The organism is Pseudoalteromonas sp. SG45-5, from assembly GCF_014164085.1.
Lineage (GTDB): Bacteria > Pseudomonadota > Gammaproteobacteria > Enterobacterales > Alteromonadaceae > Pseudoalteromonas > Pseudoalteromonas aliena.
In genome coordinates this window covers 50,460-71,518 of sequence record NZ_JACJEM010000019.1, presented here as the reverse complement: position 1 = coordinate 71,518, position 21,059 = coordinate 50,460, and the positions used below count along the sequence as shown (strand labels likewise).

The window sequence follows — 21,059 nt, the reverse complement described above, 5'->3', positions numbered from 1 at the left end:
CTGCTTGTTTTAAAATGGCAAGGATCTGACTATCTGTAAAATGTGCTTTTTTCATAATTTTCTCCTGTGTTTACAATAAGAGAAAATTCTACATTTGGCATCTATTATTTTTAGGGAGGATTACCGGATGAAATAGAGCCAGAGATAAAAGCTCTACGCAGGTTTGGTCACTACTATGGCGTATTACAGTTTTCTCAACATACAAGGGATAGTATTTTCTCAAAAAGAAAGGAATAAGAAATAAAAGAGGGCAGCTTAAAGCAGCCGATAATACAAAGCATCAGTGTTTGTTGGTAGGGTATTTTTTCGTTGGGTTTCGCTGAGCTCAACCCAACCTACGTGCATTAGTTAAAGTTTAATTATTTCACCTTCATTTAAAATATACAGCGGTACTTTTGAATCCATTTTATTGTACATATGCAATAAGCGCAGTAAGGCTGAGTGGCTAGTATGGTCGCCCATCTTCCAGCTTGAGTTACCGTATCCCCACGGTATCATAACTTTGCAGTTAAGCTCTTGCGCTGCGGTTAGCGCGTCTTCTGGGGTGGTGTGGACGTAACGATACCAGTCAGGGCTATCTTTACTGTAGTAAGAAGCGATTGGTATTAAGCACACATCGATATCACCATATTTTGTTTGTATATCTCTAAAGTGTTTTGAGTAGCCCGTATCGCCTGCAAAAAATAAGGTACTGCCGTTTTGTTCGAGCAACCAGCCATTCCATAGGTCTTTATCGTTATCTTCGTAAATAAAAGGCACCGAAATACGACTGCTAAAGTGATGTGCAGGTACGCCATGAATTGTTAAATCGTCAATACTCGTTTTTGCATACCATGCCATTTCGCTAATGTTAAATCCACCTGTTGGGAAGTTATCAGCCATTCCCAGTGGCGTTAAGTAGCGTGGTTTGTTACCTATTTCTTCTATATCGGCTTTGTTAAAGTGGTCATAATGAATATGGGAATACATTACTGCGTCAATATTTTCGAGTTCTTGCTTGTTTGGCCAAGCTCCTGGTTTACGATAAATACCACCTGCGAGTTTAAAGCCAAGTGCGACTGGCGAATCGAACTGCTCTTTTACAGGATCAAATACCACTTGCTGTCCGTTGGGGGTGCTGATCATAAACCCTGCATGGCCAAGCCAGCGAACAGTGTATCCGGTATTTAATTTTGGAATTGCTTGTTCAGCAATATATTGGCAGTTTTCACTTTCTTCTTCGCATTGCAAATGAGTGTTGCTTGGATAGCAGTCATTTTCACAACTAATAGGGTACGTTTTTTTGCCTGGGTATAGATTATGGTAGCGTCCTTCGCGCTCGCCATCTTTATGCAGTGGTACGACGGTATTAGGCCCTGCGATTCTTTTTATGTGATTAGCAGTTCCGCAAGCGGTTAGTAAGCTAGAGATAGCTAGAAGAGTTAAGGTACTTATTTTCATTGTAGTTTTTTATTTTAATTCTAATTTATGAAAGTGTACCAAAAACGTTAGATTAATAAGTGGTTAAAAAGTAACAAAAAGTAAAAACAAAAAAGCCTGCAAAATTGCGGGCTTTTGTATTTTTACGTGTAATGAACTAGTTTAGCCTGCGCTATTCATTTGTTTAATAAACTTGTTCGAGTCTTCAATCGATTTATTCATGTCGTTCATTAGTACTTGAATATCGCGCTTAAGATTAGTGAACTCGCCTTTAATAGCCGATACCGCTTGTGCGTTTAAGTTATGCTTTAAGTATAAAACGTTATCATGAAGCGATGTTAATACTGGCTCCATTTTGCTCTCTGCGCTGCGCATTGAGCGTAGTAGCTGTTCAAACTGGCGCTGAGTAGCGGCTAGCTTTTTGTTGCTTTCACGTTTAAGTGATGCGCTTTTGTATTGTTCTAGCTCATCGCTCCACTCATCAAAAAGTGCTTCTGCTACGTCTTCTACTTTATTTATGTTAGTTGATACTTCGTTGGCGGCTTTTAAACTCGACTCGTAATCATCGTTTAACTGATTGTAAGTGTCTTGTAGTTCGCCACCATTAAAATCGATTAAAGTAGTTAAGCGCTCAAGCGCTGATTTAAATTCTTCTTGAGACTCTTGTTGAGAATCTTTGGTTTCTTCTACGCGGTCAATAAGGATATCGCGTTTGTGAATACCGACTTTTTCCATCGCAGAGTAATAAGCTGTTTGGCAACCTGACAAAGTAAGTGTTAGTGCAAGAATGGAAACACTAAGTAATGTTTGTTTTTTCATCTTAATTCCTGTTTACGCGTGTTAGTGCTGTAAATTATGGCGCTGATTGTTATTATAATCAAAACCACATAAGCACAAGTCAATTGTATGAATGATAAGCTCTCCCATTATAAACAGCAAGCTAAGTCCTTTATACGCCAGCAGCCAAGCTGGTGGATGCAGTATTTTAATCGCTGTATAGACGACCAAATAACGGTTAATGCCGGCTATTTAGCCTACGTTACATTACTTTCTTTGGTGCCGCTAATCGCTGTGGGTGTTGCTATATTTTCAGCGTTCCCAGGTTTTGAATCTACTCGCCTCGAAATAGAGAGCTTTTTGTTTACTAACTTTGTGCCGACCTCTACTGACGTTATTAGAGAGCATATTAGCTCATTTGCCGGTAACGCAAACCAAATGACCGCAGTAGGTATTGGTTTTTTAGCAGCAATAGCCTTGCTGTTAATACGCAATGTGGATGCCACGTTAAATCGTATTTGGAGAATAAAGAAAAAGCGCCCGATGATGATCTCCTTTGCTGTGTATTGGATGGTATTGAGTTTAGGGCCTATGTTACTTGGTGCCAGCATTGGTGTTACTTCTTACATCGTGTCGCTGGTATCGTTTGCTGATCAGGGAATTCCAGGATTTAGTGGGTTTTTGTTAAAGCTATTACCGTATGGAATTTCGATGGTGGGCTTTATTATGCTCTACACCTTAGTGCCTAATACGCGAGTGTCGTTTAAAGCCGCGATACCTGGGGCATTATTTGCGGCACTTTTGTTTGAGCTAACTAAAAAAGGTTTTGCACTTTATATCAGCCATTTTCCTTCATACGAAGTTATTTATGGTGCAGTAGCGACGATTCCTATTTTGTTTGTTTGGGTGTATTTATCGTGGGTTGTTGTTTTGCTAGGCGCTGAATTTACAGCGTGTATTAGCCCAGATGAAATACCAGAAACACCCGATATTGAGTTTGAAGATGACAAGCCAACAGCAAAGGACACAGTTTAAATGCAAGGGTTAATACAGCGCGTAAAGCATGCCAAGGTAGAAATTAATAATCAAGTTGTAGGCGAAATTAGCCAAGGTATATTGTTGTTACTGGGCGTTGAAAAACATGATGACACGCAAACGGCCGATAAGCTGTTACATAAAGTAAGTAATTACCGTGTTTTTACTGACGAAAACGACAAAATGAACTTAAGCCTTAAAGATATTAAAGGCGAGTTATTAGTGGTGTCGCAATTTACGCTAGCGGCTGATACTAAAAAGGGTATGCGCCCTAGTTTTTCGTCTGCGGCAACGCCAAGCCAAGCTAATGAGCTTTACGAGTACTTTGTTGATAAAGCTAAAGAGTTGGGGCTTACGATAGCCACCGGTGAGTTTGGTGCCGATATGCAAGTAAGTTTGTGTAACGATGGACCCGTTACGTTTAACTTATCTGTTTAAGCTTTTTTGGTTACCACGACAATATGATTCACGTAGCCCGTAACTTTTTGCGGGCTGACTGTACAGTCAAATACATCAAACAAGAGTTGCTGAAGTTGCTTTAATTGCGACTCATGCTGGGATAAAAAGTTAATAAATAACACGCCGTTGTTATTTAAAGCCAAATAAATTTTTTTATAAAATGCTTCTTCAAATAAAAACCGAGGCGCGTCTATTTGGCTAAATAAATCTAAAATAATCCAATCTATATTGTGCGCTGTTTTTAAAACCTGTTGTGCGTCAGCGCAAACTAGTTGCTCATTTTTTCTTGATGAAAAAAACTGTGTATAGCAATTAATAATATCAGCATTTTTTTCTACTGACATGACGTTTGCATGTGGATATTGGTGAAATAAGTAATTGCGAATAGCACCACCACCCAAGCCAAGTTCAAGTACGTTATTAGGTGAAGTGAGAGATTGCCATTGATTTGCTAAGTATTGCAAATGTGGAAAAAGTAAAGCGGATGAGTTTGTTGTATCGATAACAGATTGCAGCGTGTCGTTAATTAATAACCATCTTAAATTATCATGCTCACGTACCTGAATATGGTCGCCATTATATTTATGCCAATAAAGTAATAGACCTTCGTTGTGGCTATTTTCAATAAAGTGGCTATTAATTAGGCCTGTAGATACATTTATATAATCGCTCATGACCTTTAGCATAAACCAGCTTTATCAAAGCGCAATGGCTTGTGTCATTAATTTTTTACGTATTGAGTTGTCATCACTAAAGTCGTATTTGCAGTTTTTTAAAGATGGAGTATGGTATTTGCCATAAATAAGCGCTGTAGTCTATTTTCTTTATGGCCAAACAACAGGAGTATGTATGTTTCAGGTAAGCACCCCCCAAAGTAGCGAAGATTGGCAAGCCTATTACCAGTTGCGTTGGCAGGTATTACGCGCTCCTTGGGGCGAGCCACGTGGCTCTGAGCAAGATGATTTAGAACAAGATGCAGAGCACCGCTTTATAAAAAATAAAGAGGGTGATGTACTTGGCGTCGCGCGTCTGCATTTTAATAATCATGAGCAAGCACAAGTACGTTACATGGCAGTTGCCGAAGGAAATCGTAACCAACATATTGGCAGTCGTTTGTTGCATGAGCTCGAAAAAATAGCGTGGACTCAAAACGCAGGTGAATTGGTTTTATTTGCTCGCGAACGTGCGCTAGAGTTTTATAAACGCCACGGTTATGAATTAAAAGAGAAAGCACATTTAGCGTATGGCGATGTGCAGCACTTTAAAATGATAAAACAAAAGCCATGCGAGCCAGGTTGGTTCCGCCATCCTAATTGGACTCAAGTACTACAAAATACATGGCGTGAGTCGATTCCAATTAGTGATGCAATGGGGATTAAAGTAGAAAGCTATACCGATTGGCAGTTCACAACTCGTGCTGATTTAGACGCGAATTTGAACTTACATAATACGATGTTTGCAGGATCTATTTATAGCTTAGCTACACTCACTGGATGGGGGGCTACTTACTTAGCACTTAAAGAAGCAGGGCTTGAAGGTAATATTGTATTAGCCGATGCGAGTATTAAGTATTTAAAACCGCTTAATACAGATCCACGTGGTAGCGTTGATATTCAAACATGCAAAGGTCAACTTAGCGATTTAGAAACTGAAGGAAAGGCAAGCTACTTGGTCCCAGTCACTATTTTTGATGGTAATGACATTGTTGCTGAGTTTGAAGGACAGTTTGTTGTAAAAAAATAGCCATACTGAGATTTTAAATATGTTGAAAAGCCAAGTGTCTACTTAGCTCAAGTTGAAATGCTTTATAGCTTAATTAACTTGGGCTATAGCGGCATATTGCTAGTAAATTCAGCGTGGTTAGCAGAATGTGCTGCAATAACGATGGGTTTATCCCCATCGTTATTGCATAGGTTATATCATTATCAAATCGATGTACTATGAACTGTACTCATGCAAATCACTTATGACTCTGAATCAGGGCGACTAACTGATACGCCGCCATTAAGTGAGATAATACGAGTTTTACTGATGCGGTGACGATAAATTTCTCTTAAATAATAAATAGCTTGCTTTACACAATCTACAGATAAACGAATATCGTTAATCGAAGTAAACTTAGATTTATCTGTTATCAACTCTTTATATTTTTTCTCATACATGGGCTTAATTGCATACCAATTTGTATCGAGGATTTTGGCTGGATTTTCAAATTTCTCGAGCATGGCTTCCAATTTAGCGTCATCGAACTCATCAGCACGAATAAACTCAATAACAGCGTTATCCAGTGTATCGTCGTAACGATAATCGATTTTGGCAAAACAGCGTTTAATATAAGAAACAATTAAAGTTAAAAAATCGTCGCTTAAACAAGGGCTTTTAGCAATTAATGTCGTCATAGATAGATTTGCAGAGGCACCTATAACGAGTGCGTAACGTTTAAGAGTTGTGTTCGGAAATAAATTATTTAAGTGCATTTTAAGCTTATTTAAATCTAAATAAGATAATTTATAATCTTTTGGCAAGGAGACAATAGAAACAACAGAAGAGCAGTGTTTATAAAAATGCAGTTCTTTTAGAGCTTCAGACTTATAACCACTTTCTTGATATTTTTTGAGCAGTTCGCTATAACGGCTCGCTTCAATGGGTAATAAACTAATACCTTCAATTGCTTGCGTTGTTTTATTAAAATGCGGTAAATCGATAGACCGGAAAAATAAATCATCAATATCTAGATCACTTTGTCCTTTGTCAGATACCTTTATTTTTTCAGCATTATCCGCAACAACTGATTCCGCGTAAGCAATCGCCACAGGGCCGGCTAAGCTCATAAATAAATCGTTTGCATCTAGTCTAATTGTTTCACCAATATCTATACCTGCGCGTCTAAAGTAGTCCTGATCGTAATCGGTAGTAACTGACTGGGCAGTCAATATGTTGAAGATTTGTTGACTAATATATTGATTAGCATGTTTTTCCATCGAGTTAACGTCAATGTACTGCATACCATTACTTGCATCATTTTGCTCAGCATAGCGCATAATGTCGTTTGAAATTAGCATCATGGCATTCCAAGGTCTGAGTTTGTTGGTGTCTGTACCTGTCCTTTCATTATTGTCCATATTATAAGAAAAATTCCATTCTTCAGATAAATACTTACACAACAGGCGCCCTGCATTAATGTGCAACGCTTCAGACATTTCCTGATGGTCCGATATGTTAGGCAAAATACAAATACCACTAGTAAATATCGGTTCAAAAACAAAAGATTGATTTTGACTGGTAGCTGAGTTTTCTGGCTTTATATCAAAGGTCTTATTAATGTATGAATATTGCTGTGCAAGTCCAAACTCAGATGCCATACCTGAGCCAGTTCCACCGCCAGCACTGAATATGTAAAAATATAATCGAGATTGATTTGCCCTGATCCCGCATGAATCAATTAGATAGGAATGTATGTATTTCCAATCTTGATTATTAAAATGCTCTGTATCTTTATTTAAAATTATTTTTGCTAGATATTGACCTAATATCGGTGCATTACCTGCACCACCAGCGTGAACTTCCGATAAATCCATTATTTTTAGTTTATTATATTTTTCAATAAACCCGCCATTAGTCCCCTTGGATGAGAATCGGATCCGTCCTTCTATATCTTTATCTAGATCACCCAACATAACTAAAGGCTCAATTAAGAAAACAGGTTTAAATGTTTTACTGCTTTGTAAGTTGATGCTTCTTTGTATCCACTTTAACGGCCTTGTTTCTTGTTCTTTTGCTTTTGTTAAATCATTACGGTATTGCGCTAAATAGTAGTCGCGAGCATCGTGCACAAGTGACGCAACATCTAAAGCAATATTAGAACCACAACGCCCTAAACCAATTAAACAAACAGATGGAAAGTTAGGTTTATCACCACCACTGTCCATATTTTCATAACTTTCTGGGTATACAGAGGCTCTTAATTTATCTAGGTGGCTTAGAATTTTATTGATATCTTTTTCTGTAAAGTATTGGTATTCGCTATCAAATATAGGGGAGGGTTCAGAAGCTTCTACGGGCTTGTTTTTTACAATAATATCAAATTCATCAGATGGCTGAGGTTTAGTGGGCGCAACTTTAGGTCTAACAGCGGGGTTGTTCAGTGATGGTTTATTGGTAGTTGCTTTAGCCGCTACTGATTTAGTTTGCGTTGTCTTATTAATTGGCATTGCGCACCCTTATAACTTTATATTCCATTCATTCAATTATTTAACTATAGTAGAATGGTGAAAAACTGCGCAATTATCCAGCAATTAAATAAATAACGAGTTACTTAAAGTCAAAACAGTGATTAAGAAGGGTTCTCTCATTATTATTTGGATACTTTTTTGGTTAACAGAGGCTAGGCTTAATGATTAAAGCATCATAAGTAGCAGTAAAATTGATCTCATTTTTAAAAATATTACCCGTTTATACAAGTGATAAACGGGTAATATTTATTTTTGATTAAGGGCGAATACTTACTAGGGCCTGTTGATCTTTCAGGATTAAAATTTGTTCAATCTAGGGGGGATTTAATCGCGGCGTGAGGTTTGTGGGCTAAGTAAAAACCGAGCAACAAAGAGTAAATTGCCCCTAGATAGAACCCTTCGGGCAGCGCATGTTTGGCATTTATGCTACGTTATCGCCTATTTATGGGGAATAACCACACTACATAGACTCTGCCTTGCCTAAATACCAAACAGTCTGCTGCAAATTTAACCTCGAAAGATAAACAGGTCCTAAAGTAAATCTGTCAGCAATATACCCACGCCAATACGTTCTATATCAGTGTTATAATCTATTAAGCTTTCGCCATAACCATTAAAGTATTGTGCGTAACCACGTACACGACCCCATAGCGGGAATGACCAATCTAGTTGAATGGCACCGCGATTATCTGAATTTAAGTTGTTACGTGTCATAAAGCTAAATTCATGATCATTAAGTCGATACGCACCGCTAAATTCAAAGTAACCCATGTAACGATAAATATCAGGGTTATCGTCGCCTTTTGCTTCTAGAACATTTTCTTTTTCATCTTCAGCTATGCGGTACCAAGGTTTGAAGCTAAAAACAAAGCCTTCATTTTCCCAAATGAAATTAGCATAAATACGATTCCATGAGCGAGAGTTTGGCTGACTGCGGCCATTTGATTGATGCGAAATACCTAAAGCAATTGCCATTTCGTCGCCCCAAGGAACGTTTTCTTGGTCGAGATAATTAACCCAAAATATTTCTGGTTCATAGTTGGTTTCACGAAACGGCGAAGAAATTTCTGAATTATAAAGCTGCCAATATGATTGCAGCGTAAAGCCAAAAAATATTGCTTGATCATCATCAGCAAAATCATCATAAAGCGGCACTTTAATAGATAGCTGATATTTTGCTTCTAAATGGTCAAGAGGTTCGCCATCTTCTTCGTCAGTTAGTTCATCAAAGCGATCAAAAGGACGACTGTTAGGATGTGAGACGTACGAAAGAGGTAAAATATAGTTGCGCTTATGTGGCGTAATTACATTTCTATTCTTTTTGCCGACTTCTTCGCGTGCTTGGCGTTTATCAAGTGCGGTAAGTTGTTTTTCTTCTTCAAGGGCCGAACATTTTTTACGAAGGTCGTCCAGAGTTTGCTTTCCATCTCCGCCAATAACTTCGTTTAAAATACACTGTTTTACAAGCTCAATATTGTCGTCTTGCTCGTTTGTAGGGGCTTCTTCTTGTGCGAAGGCCGCAGTACTTATTAAAGCAGAAAGAGTGATCCAGTGGCGCCAGCTCATTGTAATTCCTTTGTGAGTTTGAGGGGGAGTTAGGTTAATTTAATTATAACGTCTTTTTACATATGTAACGGTGAACTTTTCCTGAATTTTTATTTAAATCCAAAAATATACGAATGCAAAGTAAATATAGATCAGAAAAAAAGCGGCCTAGGCCGCTTTTTTAATGCAAATTAACCATTTTAGTTAATTTATACCAATTTTATTAAAAACATGATCGTTCTAGCGTATTAAATAACTCACTAACGACGTTAAAAATTATTTATATAGAACAACTATGTATCATAATTTTAGCCTTGTTATTGATCTATTTTCTTATCGCTATAATAGATCACTAATTTAATGCACAATTGGTATTACTCTCACGCAATGAGAAGTGGGAGCTAAAGCTCGAATACGTTAGTAAAAAACTTATAAAGTTCTGTACCTTGGTTAACGCTTGCCGATGCAAAGTGCAAAATGGCAATTGCATCGCAATCAAGAGTAAGTGTTTGTAGCGGCTGCTCGGTTAAGTAGCGCTCCATGCGTAAAATATTAGCAATAGGCTCACCGGCTTTAATGTGCCCACCAAGAGATGCTATGTATTCAACCATACCGCCAATAGGGGCGTAATAAGCAAAGTAGTCGTCTAAATTACAAGCATAACGAGTTATATCGGCTGGAGTATGCATTGCATTTTGTAATACGCCTTTGTGGTTTAAGTAACTCAAAATACTGTTTGCATCGTTTAGTGCTTCTTTTAAATCTATTTTTTCTTGGCTGCCTAGCTCTACAGTAAATGCTTCTACAGGTATTGATAATTCGCGACCTTGCCCGCTAAGTGCATCACTTAAATGCCACCATGGGCAAAAGTTAGCTTCATCCATAGCGCCGTCAAAATCACTAGGAATAAGCAATACATGCTCAATATTAAAGTAACGTGCGCTGTCGGTTGCATAGGTTGGGCAGTACAAATGCTTGCTTGAAATTGGACCTGTGTGTAAATCGAGTGCTATATCAGCCTGATGAGCGAGCTTTTGTAGGTTAAGCGCAATGCGTTTACCCGTATTAAGTAAATAAGCTGGGCCGTTAAGTTTGCTGTCTACTTCGTCAATAAGCGCCTGTTTGAAGTTACTTTTTAATGTAGCGTCGTCATACTGGGTATGATTTTTTACAAACTGTGCCACTAAATTTTTATTGTAGTGATACATACGATTCCAATTAGTACCCGTAATCGGATCGAACCTGCCAAGGGTAAACTCGCCAGATTTTTGATTACAACCAATGGGGTTGGCATAAGGCACAAGGGTAATATCGCCATTAAGGTTTAGGTGTTTTAATTGCTCAAGCAGCTGAAAAATAACTGCGTTACCTTGCACTTCAGCGCCATGCATATTGGCCTGAACATAAACACTAGGCCCTGTGCCATCGCCTTTTAAACGATACACAGGAATTGTAAGTGGTAAGCCGTTTGCAACTTCCCCTACTACAATGTTCTCTTGGCTGATGTGTGTTGTATTACTCATGCTTATTACCTTAAGTAGTGGCTGGCATTTTCGGCTTGGCGAACACAGGTAAGTGTACCGTTTTGCAATGTGTACTCAGCAGCTAGCTCATGGCATAAAAAATACGGCATACTTTCGCTAAAGCCGTAAGCACCGCATTGGCTAAACACTAGCCAGTCGTGCTCATTTAAATCGCTTGGCAGGTTATGTTTACCTAAGCAATCAAGCGCTGTACAAAGTGGCCCGTATAAAGTGACCGCTTGAGTTTTCGCACTGGATTCACGCAGTAATGCAGCAGGAAAGTCTTGGCTGGTAACAGCGGGGCGTAATAAATGATTTATACCGCCACTTAAAATAACTTGTTGTTGATTATAGTTTTGTTTGCGCTCTACTACTGGGTTTGCATAATGACCGCATTCGCCCACGGCGTAACGGCCAAGTTCCATCCATAACTCTTCTACGCCCGCATCATTTTTAATTTTAGCGAGCGCAGCAATTAAGTCATCCCAATCAAGTATTGTTTGGCTTTGTGTATAGGGAATGCCTAAACCACCACCTAAATCGAGAATTTTAAGGCTAATATTTAAATCGCCTGCAAGTTTGCTAAGAGGTGCAATCATTTGTGACCACAAGTCGCTTAGTTTTTGCGTGCTAAGCATGTTGCCCCACTGAAAAATGTGTAAGCCATCAAATTTAAGCGCAGGGTAGTCAGCTACATTGAGTGCTTGCCATTCATTACAACCTAAACCAAACGGCGTAAGGCTGTCGCCGCCCAGTGGGTTTTTTTCACCTTCAGGCCAACGTAATTGCACCCGCAGTAATACTTGTAACTGCGTATTTTGTAGTTGCGCTTGTTGGTTTAACCAACGTACTTGATTAAGGCTTTCGGCAACAAATATACGTACGCCGCGCTCAATAAAGTGTTTAATTTGTTTAGGGCTTTTTGCAGGCCCTGTGTTGAGCACGCGCTGTGAGCTAATGCCTTGTGCGAGTACTTGCTCAAGCTCACCTTTACTTGCTACGTCAAAATTAAAGCCAGCGCTGTCTAAACTTTGAATAATTTTAGACAGGGGATTTGCTTTTACCGCGTACCACAGTTTTACATCGGTTTGCGCAACTAAACGTGCAAGATGCATGTTTAGTTGATCTAGGTCGTAAACAAAAAAAGGCGTATCAAGTTGTTGTGTAATAGTATTTACAGCAGTTTTGATAGGCGTGCTCAAAAAGCTCATTATCGTAAAACCTCTTCAAGTAATAACGATGCATCGCTTTGCTGGTCGCGGTATTTAACTATTAACGCACAGGACATGCTTAAGCCTTGCTCGCGCGCCCACTCGTTTGACGCAGGGCGAGAGCCTGGTATTACAATGGCATATTCGGGGATTGGCTCGCCTTTATCTAGTTGGCGCTCGTTTACGCAGTCGTATACTGGAATAGTTGCTGATAAACGCACGCCAGGGGCAAGTGCTGCGCCTTTTTTAATGACCACGCCTTCAACAAGAATACAGCCTGCACCAATAAAGGCATCGTCTTCAACAACGACTGGGCTTGCACCAATTGGCTCAAGTACACCACCAAGCTGTACTGCAGCACTTAAATGTACGTTTTTACCTACTTGTGCACACGAGCCCACTAGTGCGTGGCTATCTACCATTGTGCCTTCGTCGATGTATGCACCAATGTTTATATACGCTGGTGGCATAATAATGGTGCCTTTAGCCACGTAAGCGCCACGGCGAACACTCGAGCCACCCGGCACCATGCGCACGCCATCGTCAGTGCTAAACTCTTGCGGAGCTAAGTTATGTTTATCAACAAAGCCACCTGCAAATTCAGTATTAGTGCCATTTTTAAAGGCTTCTAAAATGCCTTGTTTTACTTCTACGTTAGCTTGCCATTGGCCGCTTTCGTTTTGTGATGCTGCGCGTACTGCGCCCGATTCTAAATTATTTAATAGTTCTAACCAGCTCATTATAAAAACCTGTATTTAATGCCAAGATAAAATGGTGTTGTTTGCAGTTGTGATGCAATCGGTTTGAGTTAACTCAAGATGTGTTAAAGGTGGACGAAGTTGTGGGCTGCTTAAGCGACCTTGCAAATGCATCAATACCTTTACGGGAATGGGGTTTGCGACAGCAAATAGGCTATCAATGGCACTAGTCCACTGAGCAAATAAATTAGGATGTTGACCACTTAAACTACGTTTAACAAACTCGTGAGTTTGTGCGGGCCATGCGTTTGCAGCTACCGACACCAAACCTTTTGCGCCAGCTTGAGCAAAATAAGGCATTAGCGCATCGTCGCCACTAAAAATAGCCAAATTAGGCGCCGCTTGGCGGTAAGCTTCAAACTGAGCAATACTGCCGCTCGCTTCTTTTAGTGCCCATAAATTTTTATTGTTTTGTAAGTTTTGAATTGTTGCCGTTGGAATGCTTACACCACTGCGACCAGGTACGTTATAAAGCATACATGGGTGAGCGCTTGCATTAAGTAGGCTTTCAAACCAATGAGTTTGACCTATAGCGCCGGGCTTTGCATAAAGCGGTGAGCCAAGTAAAAAGCTATGAATTGGTAGTGTATTACAGTAGTTAACCCATTCAATTTGTTGCTTTAAGTTACTGCCGCCCACGGCAACCATAAGTGGTACACTTGGTTTTAGTTGGCATACGTGTTCAACAATGGCTTGTTGTTCTTTTAGCGTTAGCGCCAAGCCTTCGCCCGTACTGCCAAGTAGCAAAATACCGTTATGTGCCGCTTCTTGATCGCTAACCAGTTTAGTTAACGTGTTGTAGTCAACATCGCCGTGTTGATCCAATGGCGTAACGAGCGCGGTCCATAATGTGTAGTCGTTTATATTGAAGTTATTGGTCATCTCTCACGAACTTATAAGTTATTCGAAGAGTTAAAAAGCTTTATGGAAGGAGCCGCATTAACGTCGTTCGAACTAATAATTCGAAGAGCGAATGGGCTTAAAATAATAGGGCGCACGGCCTTAATATTTAAGACCAGAAGCTCTCCACCAAACTAATAAGCTACTTTTTATAAGCAGCTATTGGTGACAGTCGCTAGGGTTCAACCTAGTCGCCCGAAATAAACACCTCGCAAAAGTGGTTACTTCTCGGCGTTAATTCCCCTCACGTATGCTCACTGGAGTTTGCGCTCCTAACATACGCTACCTGAATAACGCACCTCTTCTAGCCCTTTGCACCTGTTTGAAGAGTAAAACTTACAAACCTGTGCAATTTAAATAGGGTAATTGCAGCGATTAAAGCATTTTAGCCGTCTGGGTGTCAAGCGACTAAATATAGATTAATTCATCGATAATGGGAGTGGTTACGTATTGGCTGCTTTTCTCGTACACTAGCAGCATAAGTAGTGAGGTATTTAATTAGTATGGAAAAATTTAGCGATATTTATAAGCGAGCGGTAGAGCGAAAAGGTTCTGAAAAAATGCTTAAGTTATTACTTGCAAAACCGCTATCTAAAAAACAACTAAGCACGTTAAGTGACGACGATTGGCTGGAAGAATTTACTCGAAAAGTATTTCAAAGCGGCTTTTATTGGTCAGTCATTAATAATAAGTGGTCGGGATTTAGAGAAGTTTTTTGGGATTTTAGCGTTGATAAGTTATTAATGATGCCACCTGATATGCTGGAACAAAAAGCAACGGATGAGCGAATTGTTCGTAACTATAAAAAGGTAAAGACAATTACCGAAAATGCTTACATGATCCACGAAATAGCACAAGAACATGGCAGCTTTAGCCAGTTTGTCGCTAATTGGCCAGCAGACGATATTATTGGTTTATGGGCGTATTTAAAAAAGCATGGCGCGCGTTTAGGCGGAAATACAGGGCCTTATGCGCTACGAGCTCTTGGTAAAGATACTTTTTTACTCTCACGCGATGTAGAGAATTATTTGCGTGCCCATAAAATTATAGACGGCGGCTTACAAACTAAAAAGTCACTGAGTGCAGCCCAAGCCTTTTTTAATGAAATGCAAAAGCAAAGTGGCTTAAGTATGCAAGAGTTAAGCTTAATTGTGGCCTATGGTGTAGGCGATAACCGTGTTGGTATAAGCCAGCAATAATAGGAATTACCATGAAATTAGTGCCAAGATATACGCAAATAGCCGAAAACTTTGCGATAGAAGATTCCCCTGCAAGTGTTGCCTCTCCTCAGTTATTGCTGTGGAATGAGAGCTTAGCAAAAGAGTTTAATATTAACGTTGCTGCTGATTTGCGTGCTAGCACTTTTAGCGGTAACGAAAAACAGGCAATTCCTGCAGTAGCACTTGGTTACTCTGGGCACCAATTTGGACATTTTTCACAACGTTTAGGCGATGGGCGAGCGCATTTACTGGGCGCTATTAATGATGATAAAAATCAGCTGTGGGATATTCAATTAAAAGGCTCTGGTGCTACTCCTTACTCAAGAGGGGGTGATGGGCGTTGCGCACTTGGTCCTGCTATTCGTGAATACGTAATGAGCGAGGCAATGCATGCGCTGGGAGTTAAAACCACACGCTGTTTAGCGGTTGTTGGTAGTGGTGAAACGGTTTATCGTAATCCGCCACAAGCAGGCGCAATAGTTACTCGCTTAGCAACCAGTCATATTCGTGTTGGTTCATTTCAATGTTTAGCGACGCAAGGCGATGTTGAAGGGCTTAAAAATTTAGCCGATTTAGCTATAGAGCGACACTATCCAGAAATAACCGATACAGGATCGCAGCGCTATTTAGCATTTTTAGGCGCTGTGATTAAAAACCAAGTTAAGCTAGTTGTGAGCTGGATGCGTGTTGGCTTTATTCATGGAGTAATGAATACCGATAATACGTTAGTGAGTGGAGAAACCATTGATTACGGCCCCTGCGCCATGATGAATAGCTTTGATTTTGATACCGTATTTAGCTCTATCGATAAACAAGGTCGGTATGCCTTTGGTAATCAACCTAATATAGCTAACTGGAATTGCGCCCGCTTAGCAGAGAGCTTAATACCACTAATTCATGACGATGATGAACAAGCTGTTTCGTTAATGACGCCACATATTAATAGCTTTGCTGAGCAGTTTAATACTGAATTTACGGCAATGTGGGCACAAAAATTAGGGTTGGCAAAAGCAGATATTGACGATAGTGATTTGATTGGTGAGCTATTAAAATTATTAAAGGACCATCAATTAGATTACACCAATACCTTTGATGCATTAACTGAATCATTGAAATATAAAGCGACAGTGCCAGACGTGCTAGCACAGTGGGCTATAAAGTGGCATCACCGCACTGATGAAAATAGCTATCAAACAATGCGCCAAGCTAATCCTAGAGTCATTCCACGAAATTACATTATCGAAAAAATAATTACCGAGTATAATGAATTTGGCTCAAGTGATGTGTTAAATCGCTTTACGAAAGTGATAAATAACCCATATTTAGAGAGTGAGGAATTATTAGAATTTCAGGCTGTGCCAGAGAGTGATAATGGTTATCGCACCTTTTGTGGTACTTAATCATTGATTGCAAATGTAATTGCATGATTATAAAGAGCCATTTTTAATCGTAAACACGTCATCGCTAGGGTAAGTCATGTTCAAGTGGTATTATCCGATGCAATTAAAATAACCTTTGTTTTCGTTAAGTATCGATTAACAAAGGTTAAGGTAGTCTGTACAAAACTGGTTGAGCTAGAGTTCATTAGCTACAATTTATTAGTTGTTAAAAAAATGGGAACAAAACAATGAAATTAAAATCACTTGCAATCGCAATTGCGCTAGCTGCAACTAGTGCGTCTACATTTGCTGCAGATAAAGAAGAAGGCTTTTACATTGGTGCATTCGGTGATTACTACGATGCTTCATGGGAAAATATCCGCGCTCAAGCTGGCCTTGATATCAATGAGTCGACTGGTTGGGGTGCTGAAGTAGGCTACCGTTTCAGTGATTACTGGAGTGCACGAATTGAATATGCAGACATGGATTTTAACGCTTTTGATAAAGTAAATGGTAACCGCAACAATGTTGACGGTGAGCGTTACGGCATTGACGGTTTGTACCACTTTAATGGCGGTCCTTTTTACGGTTTATTCGGTATTAAAGAAATTGACGTTGTTAAAGATAATACGTTTTTAAATGCAGGTGTTGGTTACCAACATTTCATCACAGACGGCTTGTTTGTAAATGCAGAAACAGCCGTTTATCAAGGTCTTGATAAAGGTTATACAGATTTAGGCGCTAAAATTGGTATTAACTACTTATTTGGCCAAAACTCTGCACCTGCTGAGCCTGTTAAACCGGCACCAGAACCTGTAGTTGTTGAAGCACCAGTTGCAACTCCTGCTGATAGCGACAATGATGGTGTTGTTAATGCAGATGATAAATGTGCAAACACACCAATGATAGATGCAGTTGATAGCGATGGATGTACTTTATATGAAGAAGCTAAGGTAACGACTAGCTTATTAGTTACATTCCCACATGACTCTGCGATGGTTAAGCAACAATATTTTGACGACATTGCTGCGGTATCAAAGTTTTTGAAAGAGCATACAGAGACAACAGTATTACTTGAAGGTCATGCTTCAGCTGTTGGTGACGCAAGTTACAACAAAAAACTATCTAAAAAGCGTGCAGATGATGTTGCTGATGAGTTAGTTAAAGATGGTATTTCAAGAGATCGTATTAGTACTGTAGGCTACGGCGAAGAACGTCTTAAAAATACAGCTAATACTAAAGCTGCACACGCAGAAAACCGTCGTGTTGAAGCTCATGTATCAACTGTTGAGCGCGTAAAAGTTAAGCGTTAATAGTTAGAATTTAAGTTTTGTAAACCCAGCCACGCGCTGGGTTTTTTTATGCGTATATTAAAAGTAGGTAACGTTATAACAATGGAACTTTATCAATTTGAGGGATTAAACCTGACGCCTAACTGCGTTAAAATTTTCTGATATACAACTACATGGATGCGGATCAACTGTCGATAAACTATAAATAACCTGAACTCTGGATAATAAACCCATCTCGAGCAGCTATTTTCAACGCTAACTGCGTTGAATTTACTTGCAATAGACCCGCTATTGACGCGTAAATTCGCCTTGTTTTCACTGAAAATCTCTGACTAGAAAAAATAAATTTAAATATCACAATAATTCAATATGTTAGTAAATCCCTTAACCAGAGTTAAGGTTAAATAGCAATGATTCTTACTTAATAAACATTCATGAAAATAGATTTTAACCTAACCACTATTCATAATATTTATAGTCGGTATAATCAGTTGCGTAACTGGATGGATTTTCATCTATCTATAAAAGCTTTATAATCACGCGATAGAATACTATAAGTATTGGGTAATATGTTGCGCATGAAGCGCTACCGGATACTTTCACGTCACCAAGAGGGCAATATTGTGCTACAAGAATATCGTAAACACGTAGAAGAACGTGCCGCGTTAGGTATCGTACCAGCGCCATTAGATGCTCAGCAAACAGCTGATCTTATTGAATTAATTAAAACTCCACCGGCTGGTGAAGAAGAGTTCATTTTAGATTTATTAGTTCACCGCATTCCTGCAGGCGTGGATGATGCTGCTTATATTAAAGCAGGATTTTTAGCGGCAGTTGCTAAAGGTGAAGCTAATTCTCCACTTATTTCTAAAGAAAAAGCAGCAGAACTGTTAGGTACAATGTTAGGTGGTTACAATATCGCACCTATGATTGACCTACTTGATGATGAAACGCTTGCGCCGATCGTAGTAAAAGGCCTTTCAAACACATTACTTATGTTTGATGCGTTCTACGATGTAGAAGAAAAAGCAAAAGCAGGTAACACATTCGCTAAGCAAATTATTGAGTCTTGGGCAAATGCAGAATGGTTTACTAATAAACCAGCGGTTGCTGAAAAGATCTCAGTAACTGTATTTAAAGTAACTGGCGAAACAAATACTGATGACTTGTCTCCTGCACCAGATGCATGGTCTCGTCCAGATATCCCACTGCATGCTTTAGCAATGCTAAAAATTGAACGTGACGGTATTACACCTGATAAAGCGGGCGAAGTAGGTCCAATTACTCAGCTTGAAGAATTAAAAACCAAAGGTTTACCACTTGCATACGTAGGTGACGTTGTTGGTACGGGTTCTTCTCGTAAATCTGCAACTAACTCTGTACTTTGGTTTATGGGCGATGATATCCCATTCGTACCAAACAAGCGTGTTGGCGGTGTATGTTTAGGTAATAAAATTGCGCCAATCTTCTTCAACACAATGGAAGATTCAGGCGCATTACCAATCGAATTAAATGTTGATGAACTCAACATGGGCGAACAAATCGACATCTATCCATATGAAGGTGTTGTTAAGCAACATGGTACTGATAAAGTAATTTCTACTTTTGAACTTAAGTCTGATGTGATCTTAGATGAAGTTCGTGCTGGTGGTCGTATTCCACTAATTATCGGTCGTGGTTTAACTGATAAAGCGCGTACATCTCTTGGCTTAGGTGCAACTGATACATTTAAAGTACCAACAGCAACAGAAGTTTCAGATAAAGGCTTTACATTAGCGCAAAAAATGGTTGGTAAAGCATGTAACGTTGCAGGTATTCGCCCAGGTCAGTACTGTGAGCCTAAAATGACAACTGTTGGTTCGCAAGATACAACAGGTCCTATGACACGTGATGAACTAAAAGATCTAGCATGTTTAGGTTTCTCTGCAGATTTAACAATGCAGTCTTTCTGTCATACATCAGCTTACCCTAAGCCTATCGATGTAAACACTCACCATACGCTTCCTGATTTCATCATGAACCGTGGCGGTGTTTCACTTCGCCCAGGTGATGGTATTATTCACTCATGGTTAAACCGTATGTTATTACCAGATACCGTAGGTACTGGTGGTGATTCACATACTCGTTTCCCATTAGGTATTTCATTCCCAGCGGGTTCGGGTGCAGTAGCATTCGCAGCAGCAACCGGTGTTATGCCACTTGATATGCCTGAATCAATTTTGGTTCGTTTTAAAGGCGAAATGCAGCCAGGTATTACTTTACGTGACCTAGTACATGCAATCCCTTATTACGGCATCAAACAAGGTTTATTAACAGTTGAGAAAAAAGGTAAAATTAACGAATTCTCTGGTCGCGTACTAGAAATTGAAGGCGTTGAGCACCTAACTGTTGAGCAAGCGTTTGAACTATCAGATGCATCTGCAGAGCGTTCTGCAGCTGGTTGTACAGTTAAATTATCTAAAGAGTCTATCTCTGAATACCTAGAATCAAACATTGTTATGCTTAAGTGGATGATCTCTGAAGGTTACGGTGATGTACGTACGATTGAACGTCGTATTACTGCAATGCAAGATTGGTTAGCTAATCCAGAGCTTATGGAAGCTGATAAAGACGCTGAGTACGCTCATATAGTTGATATCGATTTAGCCGAAATTAAAGAACCTGTTCTTTGTGCACCAAATGACCCTGATGATGCGCGTCTTCTTTCTGACGTTGCTGGCGAGAAAATCGACGAAGTATTTATCGGTTCTTGTATGACAAACATCGGTCATTTCCGTGCTGCTGGTAAGTTGCTTGATGGCTTTAAAGGTCAATTACCGACTCAGCTTTGGGTTGCTCCACCTACTAAGATGGATAAAGATCAGCTTACAGAAGAAGGTTACTACGGTATTTTTGGTCGTGTTGGCGCACGTATCGAAACTCCAGGTTGTTCACTATGTATGGGTAACCAAGCACGTGTTGCAGATAAAGCAACGGTTGTGTCTACTTCTACACGTAACTTCCCTAACCGTTTAGGTAATGGCGCAAACGTATTCTTAGCATCATCTGAACTTGCTGCAGTAGCGGCTATTTTAGGTAGATTACCAACATCTGCTGAGTACCAAGAATACGCAGCGAAGATCAATGCAACGGCGTCAGATACATACCGTTACTTGAACTTCCACCGTATGCCTGCTTACACTAAAAAAGCAGATAAAGTGATTATTCAACAAGCTGTATAATTTTTAAAGTTTGTTTAAAAACCCGCTTCGGCGGGTTTTTTATTGGCTAAAATAAATATTAGATAGTTCATGTTGTTTTTTTTACATT

16 protein-coding genes and 1 riboswitch are annotated in these 21,059 nt (G+C 39.6%); of the genes, 7 read left to right on the top strand and 9 right to left on the bottom strand.

The window, feature by feature from the left end; translation table 11 throughout:
- Window positions 1-348: 348 nt before the first annotated feature.
- Window positions 349-1,440, bottom strand: a complete 1,092-nt coding sequence (locus tag H5119_RS08260; protein ID WP_182701882.1) for an MBL fold metallo-hydrolase — start codon at window positions 1,438-1,440, stop codon at window positions 349-351.
- A gap of 141 nt (window positions 1,441-1,581) precedes the next feature.
- Window positions 1,582-2,238 carry a DUF2959 domain-containing protein gene (locus H5119_RS08255; protein ID WP_182701881.1) on the bottom strand — a complete coding sequence of 219 codons (657 nt, stop codon included), beginning with the start codon at window positions 2,236-2,238 and terminating at the stop codon, window positions 1,582-1,584.
- A gap of 87 nt (window positions 2,239-2,325) precedes the next feature.
- Between H5119_RS08255 and H5119_RS08250 the strand changes: the two genes are divergently transcribed.
- Together H5119_RS08250 and dtd are read left to right on the top strand one after the other, a co-directional pair.
- The gene (locus H5119_RS08250; protein WP_182701880.1) at window positions 2,326-3,231 is read left to right on the top strand and encodes a virulence factor BrkB family protein; all 906 of its coding nucleotides are present in this window, start codon (window positions 2,326-2,328) and stop codon (window positions 3,229-3,231) included.
- A complete protein-coding gene (dtd, locus tag H5119_RS08245) occupies window positions 3,232-3,669 on the top strand; it encodes a D-aminoacyl-tRNA deacylase (protein WP_182701879.1) in 438 nt (145 codons plus the stop codon).
- Here the strand turns inward: dtd and H5119_RS08240 are convergent.
- A complete protein-coding gene (locus H5119_RS08240) occupies window positions 3,666-4,376 on the bottom strand; it encodes a spermidine synthase (protein WP_182701878.1) in 711 nt (236 codons plus the stop codon). The two genes, dtd and H5119_RS08240, sit on opposite strands and share 4 nt — an antisense overlap.
- Window positions 4,377-4,539: 163 nt before the next feature.
- On the opposite strand from H5119_RS08240, the gene H5119_RS08235 reads away from it, so the two are divergent.
- Entirely contained in the window at window positions 4,540-5,433 is an 894-nt protein-coding gene (locus H5119_RS08235; protein ID WP_077536706.1) for a bifunctional GNAT family N-acetyltransferase/hotdog fold thioesterase, read from the top strand.
- A gap of 221 nt (window positions 5,434-5,654) precedes the next feature.
- On the opposite strand, the gene H5119_RS08230 is transcribed toward H5119_RS08235, so the two are convergent.
- The 6 genes from H5119_RS08230 to dapA all read right to left on the bottom strand — a co-directional run bounded on the left by H5119_RS08230 (window position 5,655) and on the right by dapA (window position 13,841).
- Window positions 5,655-7,901, bottom strand: a complete 2,247-nt coding sequence (locus H5119_RS08230; protein ID WP_259399624.1) for a hypothetical protein — start codon at window positions 7,899-7,901, stop codon at window positions 5,655-5,657.
- A gap of 552 nt (window positions 7,902-8,453) precedes the next feature.
- Window positions 8,454-9,488 carry a phospholipase A gene (locus H5119_RS08225; RefSeq protein ID WP_182701877.1) on the bottom strand — a complete coding sequence of 345 codons (1,035 nt, stop codon included), beginning with the start codon at window positions 9,486-9,488 and terminating at the stop codon, window positions 8,454-8,456.
- A 380-nt stretch (window positions 9,489-9,868) separates the two neighbouring features.
- On the bottom strand, window positions 9,869-10,990 hold the full coding sequence (locus H5119_RS08220; protein ID WP_182701876.1) for a succinylglutamate desuccinylase/aspartoacylase family protein: 1,122 nt from the start codon (window positions 10,988-10,990) through the stop codon (window positions 9,869-9,871).
- A 5-nt stretch (window positions 10,991-10,995) separates the two neighbouring features.
- A complete protein-coding gene (locus H5119_RS08215) occupies window positions 10,996-12,201 on the bottom strand; it encodes a PLP-dependent decarboxylase (RefSeq protein ID WP_182701875.1) in 1,206 nt (401 codons plus the stop codon).
- A complete protein-coding gene (locus tag H5119_RS08210; RefSeq protein WP_182701874.1) occupies window positions 12,201-12,941 on the bottom strand; it encodes a 2,3,4,5-tetrahydropyridine-2,6-dicarboxylate N-succinyltransferase in 741 nt (246 codons plus the stop codon). The genes H5119_RS08215 and H5119_RS08210 overlap by 1 nt, the downstream gene beginning before the upstream one ends.
- 15 nt (window positions 12,942-12,956) lie before the next feature.
- Window positions 12,957-13,841 carry a 4-hydroxy-tetrahydrodipicolinate synthase gene (dapA, locus tag H5119_RS08205; RefSeq protein WP_182701873.1) on the bottom strand — a complete coding sequence of 295 codons (885 nt, stop codon included), beginning with the start codon at window positions 13,839-13,841 and terminating at the stop codon, window positions 12,957-12,959.
- Between the two features lie 129 nt (window positions 13,842-13,970).
- A riboswitch (Lysine riboswitch) is annotated at window positions 13,971-14,171 on the bottom strand.
- 191 nt (window positions 14,172-14,362) lie between these two features.
- Between dapA and H5119_RS08200 the strand changes: the two genes are divergently transcribed.
- The 4 genes from H5119_RS08200 to acnB all read left to right on the top strand — a co-directional run bounded on the left by H5119_RS08200 (window position 14,363) and on the right by acnB (window position 20,971).
- Window positions 14,363-15,058 (top strand): DNA-3-methyladenine glycosylase I, encoded by a 696-nt coding sequence (locus H5119_RS08200; RefSeq protein ID WP_182701872.1) that lies wholly within the window; start codon window positions 14,363-14,365, stop codon window positions 15,056-15,058.
- An 11-nt stretch (window positions 15,059-15,069) separates the two neighbouring features.
- A complete protein-coding gene (locus H5119_RS08195) occupies window positions 15,070-16,479 on the top strand; it encodes a YdiU family protein (RefSeq protein ID WP_182701871.1) in 1,410 nt (469 codons plus the stop codon).
- Between the two features lie 227 nt (window positions 16,480-16,706).
- Window positions 16,707-17,771, top strand: coding sequence for an OmpA family protein (locus H5119_RS08190; protein ID WP_182701870.1), 1,065 nt, complete (start codon window positions 16,707-16,709; stop codon window positions 17,769-17,771).
- Between the two features lie 602 nt (window positions 17,772-18,373).
- Complete coding sequence (gene acnB, locus H5119_RS08185; protein WP_182701885.1) at window positions 18,374-20,971, top strand: bifunctional aconitate hydratase 2/2-methylisocitrate dehydratase; 2,598 nt, start codon at window positions 18,374-18,376, stop codon at window positions 20,969-20,971.
- Window positions 20,972-21,059 lie beyond the last annotated feature (88 nt).

What these genes read in the sequence shown, in the direction of transcription:
- H5119_RS08230 (WP_259399624.1), bottom strand. Translation starts at nt 7,901, where the DNA reads ATGCCAATTAATAAGACAACGCAAACTAAATCAGTAGCGGCTAAAGCA.
- H5119_RS08240 (WP_182701878.1), bottom strand. Translation starts at nt 4,376, where the DNA reads ATGCTAAAGGTCATGAGCGATTATATAAATGTATCTACAGGCCTAATT.
- H5119_RS08215 (WP_182701875.1), bottom strand. Translation starts at nt 12,201, where the DNA reads ATGAGCTTTTTGAGCACGCCTATCAAAACTGCTGTAAATACTATTACA.
- H5119_RS08255 (WP_182701881.1), bottom strand. Translation starts at nt 2,238, where the DNA reads ATGAAAAAACAAACATTACTTAGTGTTTCCATTCTTGCACTAACACTT.
- H5119_RS08235 (WP_077536706.1), top strand. Translation starts at nt 4,540, where the DNA reads ATGTTTCAGGTAAGCACCCCCCAAAGTAGCGAAGATTGGCAAGCCTAT.
- H5119_RS08225 (WP_182701877.1), bottom strand. Translation starts at nt 9,488, where the DNA reads ATGAGCTGGCGCCACTGGATCACTCTTTCTGCTTTAATAAGTACTGCG.
- H5119_RS08195 (WP_182701871.1), top strand. Translation starts at nt 15,070, where the DNA reads ATGAAATTAGTGCCAAGATATACGCAAATAGCCGAAAACTTTGCGATA.
- H5119_RS08210 (WP_182701874.1), bottom strand. Translation starts at nt 12,941, where the DNA reads ATGAGCTGGTTAGAACTATTAAATAATTTAGAATCGGGCGCAGTACGC.
- H5119_RS08260 (WP_182701882.1), bottom strand. Translation starts at nt 1,440, where the DNA reads ATGAAAATAAGTACCTTAACTCTTCTAGCTATCTCTAGCTTACTAACC.
- H5119_RS08250 (WP_182701880.1), top strand. Translation starts at nt 2,326, where the DNA reads ATGAATGATAAGCTCTCCCATTATAAACAGCAAGCTAAGTCCTTTATA.
- H5119_RS08200 (WP_182701872.1), top strand. Translation starts at nt 14,363, where the DNA reads ATGGAAAAATTTAGCGATATTTATAAGCGAGCGGTAGAGCGAAAAGGT.
- H5119_RS08220 (WP_182701876.1), bottom strand. Translation starts at nt 10,990, where the DNA reads ATGAGTAATACAACACACATCAGCCAAGAGAACATTGTAGTAGGGGAA.
- H5119_RS08190 (WP_182701870.1), top strand. Translation starts at nt 16,707, where the DNA reads ATGAAATTAAAATCACTTGCAATCGCAATTGCGCTAGCTGCAACTAGT.
- dapA (WP_182701873.1), bottom strand. Translation starts at nt 13,841, where the DNA reads ATGACCAATAACTTCAATATAAACGACTACACATTATGGACCGCGCTC.
- dtd (WP_182701879.1), top strand. Translation starts at nt 3,232, where the DNA reads ATGCAAGGGTTAATACAGCGCGTAAAGCATGCCAAGGTAGAAATTAAT.